The sequence below is a fragment of the Pseudomonas sp. FDAARGOS_761 genome (assembly GCF_013343155.1).
Classification (GTDB): Bacteria; Pseudomonadota; Gammaproteobacteria; order Pseudomonadales; family Pseudomonadaceae; genus Pseudomonas; species Pseudomonas aeruginosa.
On the sequence record NZ_CP054572.1, the window covers coordinates 4,877,241 to 4,889,956 of the forward strand.

Consider the following 12,716-nt stretch of genomic DNA (forward strand, 5'->3'; position numbering starts at 1 on the left):
GTGCCGCGCTACCTGGGGTTGATGTCCGGAACCAGCCTGGACGGCATGGACATCGTCCTGATCGAGCAAGGTGATCGCACCACCTTGCTCGCTTCCCATTACCTACCCATGCCGGCCGGGCTGCGCGAAGACATCCTCGCCCTGTGCGTCCCCGGTCCCGATGAAATCGCCCGCGCCGCCGAAGTCGAGCAACGCTGGGTCGCCCTTGCAGCACAGGGCGTGCGCGAACTGCTGCTCCAGCAGCAGATGAGCCCCGACGAAGTCCGTGCCATCGGCAGTCACGGTCAAACCATCCGACATGAACCCGCTCGCCACTTCACGGTGCAGATCGGCAACCCCGCCCTGCTGGCGGAGCTGACCGGCATCGATGTCGTCGCCGACTTCCGCCGCCGCGACGTCGCAGCCGGCGGCCAGGGCGCCCCGCTGGTACCGGCCTTCCATCAGGCGCTGTTTGGCGATGATGACGCCTCCAGGGCGGTCCTGAACATCGGTGGCTTCAGCAACGTTTCGCTGCTCAGCCCCGGAAAGCCGGTACGCGGCTTCGACTGCGGCCCGGGCAACGTGCTGATGGACGCCTGGATTCATCACCAACGCGGCGAACATTTCGACCGGGACGGTGCGTGGGCCGCCAGCGGCCAGATGAACCACGCACTGCTGGCAAGCCTGCTGGCGGATGAGTTCTTCGCCGCGCGTGGCCCCAAGAGCACCGGGCGCGAGCGCTTCAACCTGTCCTGGCTGCAGGAGCACCTGGCTCGTCACCCTGCCTTGCCGGCAGCGGATATCCAGGCAACCCTGCTGGAACTGAGCGCGCGCAGCATCAGCGAATCGCTGCTGGACGCCCAGCCGGACTGCGAAGAGGTGCTGGTATGCGGCGGCGGCGCCTTCAATACGGCGCTGATGAAGCGCCTGGCCCTGCTGATGCCCGAAGCTCGGGTCGCCAGTACCGACGAATACGGCATTCCCCCTGCCTGGATGGAGGGCATGGCATTCGCCTGGCTAGCCCATCGGTTTCTCGAGCGCCTGCCCGGCAACTGCCCTGATGTGACCGGTGCGCTCGGTCCCAGAACTCTGGGCGCGCTGTATCCCGCCTGAAACGAAAACGCCGCGCATATAAGCGCGGCGTTTTCGTAGCGGCCCCATCGACGTCAGATCGAGAACGACTGTCCGCAACCGCAAGTCGTGGCGGCGTTCGGGTTCTTGATGACGAACCTCGAACCTTCCAGGCCTTCCTGGTAGTCGACTTCCGAGCCCGCCAGGTACTGGAAGCTCATCGGGTCCACCACCAGGCCCACGCCATCGCGCTCGATCACGGTATCGTCATCGGCGATATCTTCGTCGAAGGTGAAGCCATACTGGAAGCCCGAGCAACCGCCGCCGGTGACGAATACACGCAGTTTCAGGCGAGGATTGCCCTCTTCGTCAATCAACGTCTTCACCTTGTTGGCTGCGCCTGGGGTAAAGAGCAGGGGCGTAGGGGTGAAGGTCTCGATGCTCATGTTTCCGAATCTCCCGGCTTGAGGCCGTGCGTTACAACATTACGCCCATTATCCTCTTGTCCCAGAAAAATGGTCAACTAATCCACAGTTTCCACGCTGGCAGGCAGTTCCAGCGGGCGCGGACTGGCCTCGGTCATCGGGCACAGGCGGCCCTCGATCTGGGCCCCCATGGCGGTTTCGATCAGCCCATAGTGAAGATTGCCCTTCACCCGGGCCTGGGCCCCCAGCTCCAGGCGTTCGATGGCATGGATGTCGCCATCCACCTGACCGTCGATGATCACATGGGGGGCCCGGATTTCGCCATCGACTCGACCGCCGGCGCTGACCCGCACCAGCCCTTCGTGCGCCTGCAACGCTCCGCGGACGGTGCCGTCGATCTGCACCGCGCCCTTGAGGTTCATGTCACCGACCAGTTCGGCGCCGCTGGCGATCAGGCTGGTCTGCCCGGTGAAACGCTGGACGTCGGCCCGGCCTTTGTTCTTGCTCCACATAATGCTCACTCACTGCTTCGGCCAATCGAAACGGCGCTGTAGCGGTTTGGACTGGCCATTCAGCTCCGCACGTACGTCGATCAGCTTCGGGATGAAGTTCTTCGGCAGCTCCAGCTCGGCGAAACGCCCCCCTTCTGGGATCGACTGGAAATGCCGGAGGGAAATCGACAGCCCTGTCTTGCCCAGTTCCGGCGAGAGCTGTTCGAGGTCGTAGGTAGCGTCCTTGCGCGCCAGCTTGCCGCTGATGCGGACTTTCAGCCGCCCATCCAGCTTGCGGTCGTCCCTGCCCAGGCGGCTGAGCATCACCTTATAGCGGAAGCGCTGCGGGTCGTCCGTGCCCTGCACCTCAAAGGCACGGATTTCCAGCGCATCCGCCTTGCTGGCCGGCGCGACTACCCCCTTGTAGAACGCGATGTCCTGTTGCTGCTTGAACACCTGGTCCTCAAGCAGCTTGATGGTCTGCCGGCTCTGTTCGGTGGCCTGCTGGCTGAGGCGTTCTCCGCTGCGCAACACCTCGATTTCGGTACGCAGGCGCTCCAGCTCGGCCTTCTGCTCGCCGATCAGGGTTTCCTGGCGTTGCGCATCGGCCTCGCTGCGAGCGGCGTCCGCCCCGGTCGACCAGCGACCGCCGAGAAACGCCAGCGGAACCGCCAGCAGCAGCGCACCCACCCCAAGGCGGACCAGCCAGGCCCGCCGTGGATCACGGAACTGGAGTTCCCAGCCGGACATCAGGGGAGCAGGGCCGCATGCGAGAGGCCCAGGCGCTCGTCCAGCCCGAACAGGATGTTCATGTTCTGGAGCGCCTGACCCGAGGCGCCCTTGACCAGGTTGTCGATCACCGACAGCACCACCACCAGGTCGCCGCTCTGGGGGCGATGCACGGCGATTCGGCAGACATTGGCGCCACGCACGCTGCGGGTCTCCGGATGGCTGCCGGCCGGCATCACGTCGACGAAGGGTTCGTCGGCGTAGCGCTTCTCGAACAGCGCCTGGAGATCGACCGAGCGATCCGCGACATGGGCATAGAGGGTTGCATGGATACCGCGGATCATTGGCGTCAGGTGCGGTACGAACGTCAGCCCGACCTCGCCGCCGGAGGCCCGACGCAGGCCCTGGCTGATTTCCGGGAGATGCCGATGCCCCTTGACCGCGTAGGCCATCATGCTTTCGCCCGCCTCGCAGAACAGCGAGCCAACCTTGGCGCCCCGACCGGCGCCGCTGACCCCGGACTTGCAATCGGCGATCAGCCGCGAGGCGTCGGCCAGGCCGGCCTCCAGCAGCGGGATCAGGCCCAGTTGGGTCGCGGTCGGGTAGCAGCCCGGCACGGCGATCAGGCGGGCCTGGCGGATCTTCTCGCGGTTCACTTCCGGCAGGCCGTAGACAGCCTCGTCGAGCAGCGCCGGAGCGCCATGCGGCTGGCCGTACCAGCGCGCCCACTCCTCGGCGTCCGCCAGGCGGAAGTCAGCGGACAGATCGATGACCCGGGTCCCGGCGTCCAGCAGTTCGCCAGCCAGCGCGTGCGCCACGCCGTGCGGCGTGGCGAAGAACACCACGTCGCAGGCGCCGAGGCGCTGCACGTCCGGCACGCTGAACTGCAGGTCGTCATAATGACCTCGCAGGTTCGGGTACATGTCGGCGACCTTCACCCCCGCCTCGGAACGCGAAGTGATCACTTCCACCCGGGCCTGCGGATGCTGCGCCAGCAGGCGCAGCAGTTCCACGCCCGTATAACCCGTACCGCCAACGATGCCGACCTTGATCATCTGTCCATCACTCCGCGCGCTGAGGCAAGCTAGCCAAAAGAGGCCAATGATAAGAGCCGAGCGCCGGCATGAACAGCGCTGGGCGTCCGGCTTTGCGACCGGTTCGGCCCTTCGGTCGGCAGTCTAGCCCCCGGGGTCGTCGGGCAGAAATTGCTGCGAGGCCCTATCCGAATGTTCCTACCTGTTATGCGGCCATATCTGCCGGCAAATCAGACAGCGGCAAGCCGCCAGGGTGACGCGTTCCAGCCATCCCTCTACTATCGGGGCACCGTGATCAAGAGGATGTCCTGATGTACCTGTGGCTCAAAGCCTTCCATATCATCGCCGTGGTCTGCTGGTTCGCCGGCCTGTTCTACCTGCCGCGCCTGTTCGTCTACCACGCCATGAGCGAGGACCAGACCAGCCAGGAACGCTTCTGCGTCATGGAGCGCAAGCTCTACCGGGGGATCATGATGCCCTCGATGCTCGCCACCCTGGTCCTTGGCCTCTGGATGCTCTATCTCACCCCCGGCTGGCTGAGCCAAGGCTGGCTGCACGCCAAGCTGACCCTGGTGGTCCTGCTGATCGGCTACCACCACGCCTGCGGCGCCATGCTCAAGCGCTTCGCCCGCGGCGAGCCGGGGCGAAGCCATGTGTTCTACCGCTGGTTCAACGAAGTGCCTGTACTGTTCCTGCTGCTGATCGTCCTACTGGTGGTGCTCAAACCTTTCTGACCCAGGAGTCCTGTCCATGTCCTTGCCCGCCCTGCTCGACCAACGCCTGCGACTGCCGATGGTGGCCGCGCCGATGTTCCTGGTATCCAACCCGCAGTTGGTGCTGGCCTGCTGCCGCAGCGGCATCGTCGGCAGCTTCCCGGCGCTCAACCAGCGCGAGAGCAGCGGCTTCGAGGGTTGGCTGGAGGAAATCGGGGCCGGCCTGCAGGCGCTGGACAATCCCGCGCCCTATGCGGTGAACCTGATCGTCCACAACACCAATCCGCGGTTGCAGGCCGACCTGCGGATCTGCGTCGAGCACCGCGTACCGATCGTCATCACCAGCCTCGGCGCAGTGCGCGAAGTGGTAGACGCTGTGCATAGCTACGGCGGCCTGGTATTCCACGACGTCACCACCCGCCGCCACGCCGAAAAGGCCGCCGAGGCCGGGGTCGACGGTCTGATCGCGGTGGCGGCCGGCGCGGGCGGGCACGCCGGGACCTGGAGCCCTTTCGCGCTGGTCGCGGAAATCCGCCAGTTCTTCGACAAGACTCTGCTGCTGGCCGGCTGCATCAACCACGGCCACGAGATTCTCGCCGCACAGATGCTCGGCGCCGACCTGGCCTATCTCGGCACCCGCTTCATCGCCACCCGCGAGAGCAATGCCTCCGACGCCTACAAGCAGATGATCCTGGAGGCACGCGCCGCCGACATCGTGCACACCCCGGCGGTGTCCGGCGTACCGGCCAGCTTCATGCGGCAAAGCCTGGAGGCCGCCGGCTACGATCTGAAGCGCCTGACCGACAAGGCAGACATGAACTACGGCGAGAAACTCAAGCCGGTGAACGACGAGGCCAAGGCCTGGAAGACCGTGTGGTCCGCCGGCCAGGGCGCGGGCAACATAGACGACTTGCCCGGCGTCGACGAGTTGGTCGCCCGCCTCGACCGGGAATATCGAGACGCCCTGCGGAACATGGATAGCCTGGCCAACCGCTGGCCGCGCTGAAACCGCCGGGTCACGGCGCCCCGGCTTGTGCGGGAGTTCTCATCTCGCGCTTGTGGGCGCCAAGGCCGCCGATTAGGCTGTCGGCTGCATTTCTCTCACCCCAGCTGACAAGGATGCCTGCATGACCGACCAACGCTTCAAGATCGTCTTCTCCGGCGAGCTGATGCCCGACGCATCGCTCGAAACCGTGAAGGACAATCTCGCCCGCCTGTTCAAGAGCGAACCGGGCAAGATCGACGCCCTCTTCGGCGGTCGCCCGGTGGTGCTGAAACGCGAACTTCCAGAGGCCGAGGCGGAGCGTTACCTGACCGCCCTGCGCCAGGCCGGCGCCAATGCCTACAAGGAAGTCGACCTGGCGGCCAGCCTGAGCCTGGTGGAAACGCCCGATCACAACCCCCAGGTCGCGGAGGAAACCCCAGCGCAAGACCTGCCTCCCATGACCTGCCCGAAATGCGGCCATGAACAGCCCAGCGGAGCGGAATGTTCGGCTTGCGGCATCATCATCGAGAAGTACCTGGCGCGCCAGGCGCAGCTCGGCGAAAACGCCGCGCCTGCGGCGGCCGCGGGCGCGGGCGCGGGCGCGTCTCCCTACACACCACCCAGCGCCCAGGTCGGCGAAGCCCTCCCCGAGTTCGGCGAGCTGAACGTGTTCACCACCAACGGCCGGATCGGACGCCTGCGCTATCTCGGCTGGTCGATGGCGATGACGCTGTGCTTCCTCGTCATCATGGGCCTGGGCTTCCTGCTCGGCGAAACCGTCGGCGTGGCCGTCACCGCCCTGGCCTCGATCGCCTTCATCGTCATTGCCGTGATGATCGGCGTGCAGCGCCTGCATGACCTCGGCTGGTCGGGCTGGCTCTGGCTGCTCAACTTCGTCCCCTTCGTCGGCAGCGTGTTCGGCATCCTGATGCTGGTCCTGCCCGGCAGCACCGGCGCCAACCGCTACGGTCCGCCGCCGCCGGCGAACAGCACCGGGGTGAAAGTCCTGGCCAGTCTGATCATCCTGCTGCCGATAGTCGGTATCATCGCCGCCATCGCCCTGCCGTCCTACCAGGGTTACCTGGAGCGCGCGAACTATGACGGCGGCGCCAGCGCTCCAGCCGACCCGTACACCACGGACGAGCAGGCCGCCGCAGCGGCGGCCGAAGCCGATGAAGCCGCCACGGCGGCGGCAGAGGCCATGGAAGACGACGACCAACAGTAGCCACGCAACCCCTCGCGACGGGCGGGGTCCAATTCCCCGTCCGTTTCGGAGAAGTCTCGAATGCCCCGTTATGCCCTGATCACCGGCGCTTCCAGCGGTATCGGCCTGGCCCTAGCCGAAGCCCTGGCCCGGCGCGGTCGCGCCCTGATCCTGGTGGCGCGCCAGCGCGACGCGCTGGAGAGCATCGCCTATGAGCTGGCGCAGCGTTTCGGCGTGGAAGTGCTGTTCCGCACCTGCGATCTTTCCGAGCCGCTGCAACTGTCAGGGTTGTTGCACGAACTGGAACAGGGCGAACGACAGATCGACCTGCTGGTTAACAATGCCGGGATCGGTACCTCCGGCCCCTTCATCGACCAGGAATGGGCGCGGGAACAGGAGCTGATCGAACTCAACATCCTGGCCCTGGCCCGCCTTTGCCACTCCCTCGGCGCCCGCATGGCGGCGCAGGGCGGTGGCCAGATACTCAATATCGCCTCGGTGGCCGCCTTCCAGCCCGGCGCCTGGATGAGCAACTACTACGCCAGCAAGGCCTACGTCCTGCACTTCTCGGAAGGCTTGCGGGAAGAACTGAAAGGGCGCGGCGTCAAGGTCTCGGTGCTGTGCCCTGGGCCAACCCGTACGGCATTCTTCCGGGAAGCCGGGATGCGGCTCGGCAGGCTCGACCGGAGCAAGCTGATGATGACCCCGGAGGAAGTCGCGCTGCTGGCCCTGCGCGGGCTGGACAAGAACCGCGCCCTGATCGTCCCCGGTTGGCGCAATCGCCTGCTGGCGCTGAGCCCACGCCTGGCGCCACGCTGGCTGGTGCGCCGACTCGCCGCGCGGATCAACGCCTCGGCGGTACCCTCCGTCCCACGGGGTTGATCGGCCTCTCCTCGCAGGGCAACGAGGTTAGCCGTCGGCTCAGTCTGCCGGCACCGCCCGCCCCTTGGCCCAGGTCCGCAGCGCGGCGAGCTTTTCCGCCATCAGCACCGACAGCGGCGAGGTTCGCGACAGCTCCCTGAGCAACAGCTCCTGATCCACCGCCTGCTGTCGCGCCTGCCCGGCGTACAGTGCCGCCACCACCGCCTGCTCGATCTCCGCCCCGCTGAAACCCTCGCTGGCAGCCGCCAGCAGAAGGAGGTCGAACTGTGCCGGCTCCAGCTCGCGGCGTTGCAGGTGGATGCGGAAGATCTCGGCGCGAACCTCCGGCGTCGGCAGGTCGACGAAGAACAATTCGTCGAAGCGTCCCTTGCGGATCAGTTCGGGCGGCAGGCGGTCGATAGCGTTCGCGGTGGCGACCATGAAGACCGGCGCCTCGCGCTCGGCCATCCAGGTCAGCAGGGTACCCAGCACGCGCTGACTGACGCCGTTGTCCTGGTCGCCGCCAGAAATGCCCTTCTCCACTTCATCCATCCACAGCACGCAGGGCGCCATCTGTTCGGCCAGGCGCAGCGCCTCGCGCAGGTTGCGCTCGGTTTCGCCGAAGTACTTGTTGTAGAGACAGGCGAAATCCAGACGCAGCAACGGCAAGCCCCAGAGGCCGGCCACCGCCTTGGCCGCCAGGCTCTTGCCGGCGCCCTGCACGCCGACCAGCATCATGCCCTTCGGCTGGTCGCCAGGCTTGCCGGCGAGGAACGCCGACTGACGCTCGCCGAGCCAGCGCTTGAGCGCGGCAAGCCCGCCGACCTCGGCGAAGCGCGCGGTGTCGTACTCGAAGCTCAGCACACCCTCCAGGTCGAGTAGCTGGAACTTGGTGCGGTTCAGCTCGGGCAGGTCCTCCTGGGTGATCGCCCCATCGTTGCAGATCACGTTGCGCGCCAGCAGCCGCGCCTCGGCATGGCTGAGCCCACGCAGGTTCTTCACCACCTGCTGCAGGGTGCGGTTGTCGGTGCGCACGCGGGCACCACGGTTGCGCTCGCTCCAGCGCGTCGCTTCCTCGCGGACGATGCCGAGCAGTTCGTCCTCGCTGGGCAGGGACAGCGAGAACCGCGCGGCGAAGCGCTGCACTTCGGCCGGCAGCTTCAGCGCATGGGACACCAGCACCACGGTCGGTCGATGATTGCCTTCGGCCATGGCGATTTCCTTGAGCAGGCGCACTAGGGTCGGGCTGTCGCCAAGGAAAGGATGCAGGTCGCAGAGCACGTAGAGATTCGCCTGCTGATCGTGCTTGATCAAGCGCAACGCCGCGACCGGGTCGCGGCTCTCCTCCCCGCCCAGCGGCTCGCCGCCGAAGCCCAGGCGCTGCACGCCCTCGGTCACCGACCAGGCATACAGGCCAAGGCCGCGCCTGACCGCCAGGCCGGTGAGGGTTTCCATCACCTTCGGCTCGTCCCAGGACTCGATCAGGATCAGCTTGACCCGGGAATCCAGGACCAGGCCGAGGTCGTGTATGTCGTTCTTCACTGCGGCTCCTTCACGCTTGGGCGGTCGCGACGGGCACCGCTACACTCGGGAAAGCACCCGAGGCCGGAGGAATCGCCCATGGACTGTCTGTTCTGCAAGATCGTGGCGGGGGAAGTTCCCGCGCGCAAGTTCTACGAAGACGAGGAAGTTGTCGCGTTTCACGATATCGGCCCACAGGCGCCGGTGCACTTCCTGGTCATCCCGAAAAGGCACATTCCCACCCTCGAGCACCTGACCGAGGCAGACCGGCCGCTGGCAGGCCATATCCTCTTCACCGCCCAGCGCCTGGCCCGGGAGCAGGGCTGCGAGGAAGGCTTCCGTGTGGTGATGAACTGCAACGACCTTGGCGGGCAGACCGTGCACCACATCCACATGCACGTGCTGGGTCAACGCCAGATGCACTGGCCGCCGGGCTGAGTCCCTGCTGGCGCTGCGACATCGCAGCCCGTCCGCAACATCCTGCTATCAGCGCACTTCCGGTAAACTGGTGCGATCTTTCGTTTCCGGAGGTGCGCCATGTCCGCCGACCGCCACTATTCGCCCATCGACCGTTTCCTGCTGCAGGCCGACTCCGCCCTGCGCACCCTGCTGCCGTTCAGCGGCCAGCCGGCGCGACCGTCGCCGGCCATCGTGGAACCCGATGGCGAACTGAGCGAGGAAGACACCCGCCATATCGCCGGCCTGATGCGCATCAACCACACCGGCGAGGTCTGCGCCCAGGCGCTGTACCAGGGCCAGTCACTGACCGCCAAGCTGCCCGAGGTCCGCGAGGCGATGGAGGAAGCCGCCGAGGAGGAGATCGACCACCTGGCCTGGTGCGAGCAACGCATTCGCCAGTTGGGCAGCCGTCCCAGCGTGCTCAATCCGATCTTCTACGGCCTGTCCTTCGGCGTCGGTGCCGCCGCCGGGCTGGTCAGCGACCGGGTCAGCCTGGGCTTCGTCGCCGCCACCGAAGACCAGGTGTGCAAGCATCTGGACGAACACCTGGCGCAGATTCCCCAGGAGGATCGGAAATCCCGTGCCATCCTCGAGCAGATGCGTATCGACGAGGAACAGCATTCGAGCAACGCCCTGGCCGCCGGCGGCCTGCGCTTCCCGGCACCGGTGAAGCTGGGCATGAGCCTGCTGGCGAAGGTGATGACCAAGAGCACCTACCGCATCTGAATCGCACGCATGAAAAAGCCCGCTCGAAGCGGGCTTTTTCTTTCTCGTGTGCGATCAGCGCGGCATGTTGCGCGCGTAGAAGATCTCCAGCATTTCGTGCTTGAGCCGTTCCGTGACCTGCTCGCGCTGTTCCGTCGAGAGCGTCCGGGTAGCGTCGCCGAACAGGTAGTTCTCCAGTTCGAAGTCCTTGAGCAGCATCTTGGTGTGGAACAGGTTCTCCTGGTACACGTTCACGTCGGTCATCTGGTAGGCCTCGCGCGTGTCGTCGGAGAGATAGTTCTGGATCGAGTTGATCTCGTGGTCGATGAAATGCTTGCGCCCCTCGATGTCGCGGGTGAAGCCGCGGACCCGATAGTCGACCGTGACGATGTCCGAGTCGAACTGGTGGATCAGGTAGTTCAGGGCCTTCAGCGGGGAGATCACTCCGCAGGTGGACACATCGATGTCCACGCGGAAGGTCGCGATGCCGTCCACCGGATGGATTTCCGGGTAGGTATGCACGGTGATGTGGCTCTTGTCCAGGTGCGCCAGGATGGTGTCCGGCAGCGGGCCCGGGGACTCTTCGATCTGGCTGTCGGTCGGAGTGACCGGCTGCTCGGAGATCAGGATGGTCACGCTGGCGCCCTGGGGGTCGTAGTCCTGACGCGCGATGTTCAGGATATTGGCGCCGATGATGTCGACAACATCGGTAAGAATCTGCGTCAGACGCTCCGCGTCATACTCTTCGTCGATGTACTGCACGTAGGCCTGGAGGTCTTCGGGCGTCTCGGCGTAGCAGATGTCGTAGATGTTGAAGCTCAAGGTCTTCGTCAGGTTGTTGAACCCGTGGAGCTTGAGTTTGCTTTTCACCGTGGGGAACTCTCTCGGTTGCTTGCGGCTCTGCCGCAGGGTTGGGGCATGCCCGTCAGATGCGAACGACGCACCTGCGTAGGACGGTTAACACCTCTTCGCGATGGCGATTGTGGTTTGTTGAGTTGCACGGGCGCCGGCTGGCGCCATTGGTCACCCGACCGGGATGGCTCGGGAAACGTCTATCAGAGCGGAAGAATCTTCCGAACTGAACGGCCGCCCGACGGAATCGCGCGGCACGAAAAAAGGGGCGCATTATGCAGAGCCAATCAAGCCTCCGCCAGAGTTTGCGCCCCTTTTATGATGACCGGATGTCGTCTCAGCCGAGTTCGACGATCTCGTAGTCGTGGGTGATCTCCACCCCGCCGCGACCGAGCATGATCGACGCCGAGCAGTATTTCTCCGCCGACAGCTCCACCGCGCGCTTGACCTGGGCCTCCTTGAGACCGCGGCCCTTGACCACGAAGTGCACGTGGATCTTCGTGAACACCTTGGGCTCCTCGTCGGCCCTTTCGGCCTCGAGGAAGGCTTCGCAGCTCTCCACCGGCTGGCGCGCCTTCTTCAGGATGCTGACCACATCGAAGTTGGTGCAGCCGCCGAGGCCGATCAGGACCATCTCCATAGGGCGCACCCCGAGGTTGCGTCCGCCATGGTCCGGCGGACCGTCCATGACCACCACGTGGCCGCTACCGGACTCGCCGAGGAACATCGCCTCGCCCGCCCACTGGATACGCGCTTTCATCGTTCAGACTCCCGCCGGCAAAGGGCGCCAGCTTAGCACAGGGCCCAAGGACAGTACGGGATCACAGTCCTGATAGCTGCGTCGCAAAATCACATCGACCTTCATGGTCCGTCTGTTAAGCTGGACGCGGTTTACTGGCACACTTCCTGATCTGCCCGGTTGGGGGGAGTTCTCCGCTGAGCTCCCGGGCCCTGGCAGGTCTCTCCATAAGAACTCAAAAAAACATCGCCTTGTACGTCAGGCATATTCTTTATTCTTTCGGGACTCGGGCATGGTAGCTATTACCCACACACCCAAACTCAAACACCTAGACAAGCTGCTCGCACACTGTCACCGCCGCCGCTACACCGCAAAGAGCACCATCATCTATGCCGGCGATCGCTGCGAAACGCTGTTCTTCATCATCAAGGGTTCGGTCACCATCCTCATCGAGGACGACGACGGCCGCGAAATGATCATCGGCTACCTCAACAGCGGTGATTTCTTCGGCGAGCTGGGATTGTTCGAAAAGGAAGGCAGCGAACAGGAACGCAGCGCCTGGGTTCGCGCCAAGGTGGAATGCGAAGTCGCCGAGATCAGCTATGCGAAATTCCGCGAACTGTCGCAGCAGGACTCGGAGATCCTCTACACCCTCGGCAGCCAGATGGCCGACCGCCTGCGCAAGACCACCCGCAAGGTGGGCGACCTGGCCTTCCTCGACGTCACCGGACGCGTGGCCCGCACCTTGCTGGACCTGTGCCAGCAACCGGACGCCATGACCCACCCGGACGGCATGCAGATCAAGATCACCCGCCAGGAGATCGGCCGGATCGTCGGCTGCTCGCGGGAAATGGTCGGACGCGTGCTGAAGAGCCTGGAGGAGCAGGGCCTGGTGCATGTGAAAGGGAAGACCATGGTGGTCTTCGGCACCCGCTGAACAGCACACAT

15 protein-coding genes are annotated in these 12,716 nt (G+C 65.1%); 8 read left to right on the forward strand and 7 right to left on the reverse strand.

The features are described 5' to 3' along the window. On the forward strand, nt 1-1,092 hold the full coding sequence (locus tag FOC67_RS22645; RefSeq protein WP_003085271.1) for an anhydro-N-acetylmuramic acid kinase: 1,092 nt from the start codon (nt 1-3) through the stop codon (nt 1,090-1,092). Nucleotides 1,093-1,145: 53 nt separating this feature from the next. On the opposite strand, the gene erpA is transcribed toward FOC67_RS22645, so the two are convergent. From erpA to argC, 4 genes are all read right to left on the reverse strand, one after another. Then, nucleotides 1,146-1,496, reverse strand: a complete 351-nt coding sequence (gene erpA, locus FOC67_RS22650) for an iron-sulfur cluster insertion protein ErpA (protein ID WP_003085254.1) — start codon at nt 1,494-1,496, stop codon at nt 1,146-1,148. A gap of 77 nt (nt 1,497-1,573) precedes the next feature. Beyond that, nucleotides 1,574-1,996: a polymer-forming cytoskeletal protein gene (locus FOC67_RS22655; RefSeq protein ID WP_003120826.1), complete on the reverse strand. Its 423-nt coding sequence runs from the start codon at nt 1,994-1,996 to the stop codon at nt 1,574-1,576. Beyond that, on the reverse strand, nt 1,997-2,716 hold the full coding sequence (locus tag FOC67_RS22660) for a DUF6776 family protein (RefSeq protein ID WP_003085249.1): 720 nt from the start codon (nt 2,714-2,716) through the stop codon (nt 1,997-1,999). Further along, complete coding sequence (gene argC / locus FOC67_RS22665) at nt 2,716-3,750, reverse strand: N-acetyl-gamma-glutamyl-phosphate reductase (protein WP_009315203.1); 1,035 nt, start codon at nt 3,748-3,750, stop codon at nt 2,716-2,718. Before argC ends, FOC67_RS22660 begins: the two co-directional genes overlap by 1 nt. A gap of 290 nt (nt 3,751-4,040) precedes the next feature. Here argC and hemJ point away from each other — a divergent pair, with 290 nt between their 5' ends. From hemJ to FOC67_RS22685, 4 genes are all read left to right on the forward strand, one after another. Continuing rightward, the gene (hemJ, locus tag FOC67_RS22670; RefSeq protein WP_009315202.1) at nt 4,041-4,463 is read left to right on the forward strand and encodes a protoporphyrinogen oxidase HemJ; all 423 of its coding nucleotides are present in this window, start codon (nt 4,041-4,043) and stop codon (nt 4,461-4,463) included. A gap of 16 nt (nt 4,464-4,479) precedes the next feature. Then, nucleotides 4,480-5,448, forward strand: coding sequence for a nitronate monooxygenase family protein (locus FOC67_RS22675; protein WP_003085244.1), 969 nt, complete (start codon nt 4,480-4,482; stop codon nt 5,446-5,448). Between the two features lie 121 nt (nt 5,449-5,569). Further along, nucleotides 5,570-6,652 carry a DUF805 domain-containing protein gene (locus FOC67_RS22680; protein ID WP_009315201.1) on the forward strand — a complete coding sequence of 361 codons (1,083 nt, stop codon included), beginning with the start codon at nt 5,570-5,572 and terminating at the stop codon, nt 6,650-6,652. A gap of 60 nt (nt 6,653-6,712) precedes the next feature. Beyond that, nucleotides 6,713-7,513: an SDR family oxidoreductase gene (locus tag FOC67_RS22685; RefSeq protein ID WP_003085237.1), complete on the forward strand. Its 801-nt coding sequence runs from the start codon at nt 6,713-6,715 to the stop codon at nt 7,511-7,513. A 39-nt stretch (nt 7,514-7,552) separates the two neighbouring features. Here FOC67_RS22685 and FOC67_RS22690 read toward each other — a convergent pair whose 3' ends face one another. Continuing rightward, nucleotides 7,553-9,034, reverse strand: coding sequence for an AAA family ATPase (locus FOC67_RS22690; RefSeq protein ID WP_003121853.1), 1,482 nt, complete (start codon nt 9,032-9,034; stop codon nt 7,553-7,555). A 78-nt stretch (nt 9,035-9,112) separates the two neighbouring features. On the opposite strand from FOC67_RS22690, the gene FOC67_RS22695 reads away from it, so the two are divergent. Continuing rightward, nucleotides 9,113-9,451, forward strand: coding sequence for a histidine triad nucleotide-binding protein (locus tag FOC67_RS22695; RefSeq protein WP_003085225.1), 339 nt, complete (start codon nt 9,113-9,115; stop codon nt 9,449-9,451). Nucleotides 9,452-9,550: 99 nt separating this feature from the next. Next, nucleotides 9,551-10,198, forward strand: a complete 648-nt coding sequence (gene coq7, locus FOC67_RS22700) for a 2-polyprenyl-3-methyl-6-methoxy-1,4-benzoquinone monooxygenase (protein WP_003085224.1) — start codon at nt 9,551-9,553, stop codon at nt 10,196-10,198. Nucleotides 10,199-10,252: 54 nt separating this feature from the next. Here the strand turns inward: coq7 and speD are convergent, their stop codons facing one another. Together speD and FOC67_RS22710 are read right to left on the reverse strand one after the other, a co-directional pair. Continuing rightward, on the reverse strand, nt 10,253-11,047 hold the full coding sequence (gene speD, locus FOC67_RS22705; RefSeq protein WP_003085223.1) for an adenosylmethionine decarboxylase: 795 nt from the start codon (nt 11,045-11,047) through the stop codon (nt 10,253-10,255). A gap of 319 nt (nt 11,048-11,366) precedes the next feature. Then, nucleotides 11,367-11,789 carry an OsmC family protein gene (locus tag FOC67_RS22710; protein ID WP_003085219.1) on the reverse strand — a complete coding sequence of 141 codons (423 nt, stop codon included), beginning with the start codon at nt 11,787-11,789 and terminating at the stop codon, nt 11,367-11,369. A gap of 271 nt (nt 11,790-12,060) precedes the next feature. On the opposite strand from FOC67_RS22710, the gene crp reads away from it, so the two are divergent. Further along, complete coding sequence (gene crp / locus FOC67_RS22715; RefSeq protein ID WP_003085214.1) at nt 12,061-12,705, forward strand: cAMP-activated global transcriptional regulator CRP; 645 nt, start codon at nt 12,061-12,063, stop codon at nt 12,703-12,705. Nucleotides 12,706-12,716 lie beyond the last annotated feature (11 nt).

Coding starts and splice junctions, on each gene's coding strand:
- erpA (WP_003085254.1), bottom strand. CDS start 1,496: ATGAGCATCGAGACCTTCACCCCTACGCCCCTGCTCTTTACCCCAGGC.
- FOC67_RS22660 (WP_003085249.1), bottom strand. CDS start 2,716: ATGTCCGGCTGGGAACTCCAGTTCCGTGATCCACGGCGGGCCTGGCTG.
- argC (WP_009315203.1), bottom strand. CDS start 3,750: ATGATCAAGGTCGGCATCGTTGGCGGTACGGGTTATACGGGCGTGGAA.
- hemJ (WP_009315202.1), top strand. CDS start 4,041: ATGTACCTGTGGCTCAAAGCCTTCCATATCATCGCCGTGGTCTGCTGG.
- FOC67_RS22675 (WP_003085244.1), top strand. CDS start 4,480: ATGTCCTTGCCCGCCCTGCTCGACCAACGCCTGCGACTGCCGATGGTG.
- FOC67_RS22680 (WP_009315201.1), top strand. CDS start 5,570: ATGACCGACCAACGCTTCAAGATCGTCTTCTCCGGCGAGCTGATGCCC.
- FOC67_RS22685 (WP_003085237.1), top strand. CDS start 6,713: ATGCCCCGTTATGCCCTGATCACCGGCGCTTCCAGCGGTATCGGCCTG.
- FOC67_RS22695 (WP_003085225.1), top strand. CDS start 9,113: ATGGACTGTCTGTTCTGCAAGATCGTGGCGGGGGAAGTTCCCGCGCGC.
- coq7 (WP_003085224.1), top strand. CDS start 9,551: ATGTCCGCCGACCGCCACTATTCGCCCATCGACCGTTTCCTGCTGCAG.
- FOC67_RS22710 (WP_003085219.1), bottom strand. CDS start 11,789: ATGAAAGCGCGTATCCAGTGGGCGGGCGAGGCGATGTTCCTCGGCGAG.
- crp (WP_003085214.1), top strand. CDS start 12,061: ATGGTAGCTATTACCCACACACCCAAACTCAAACACCTAGACAAGCTG.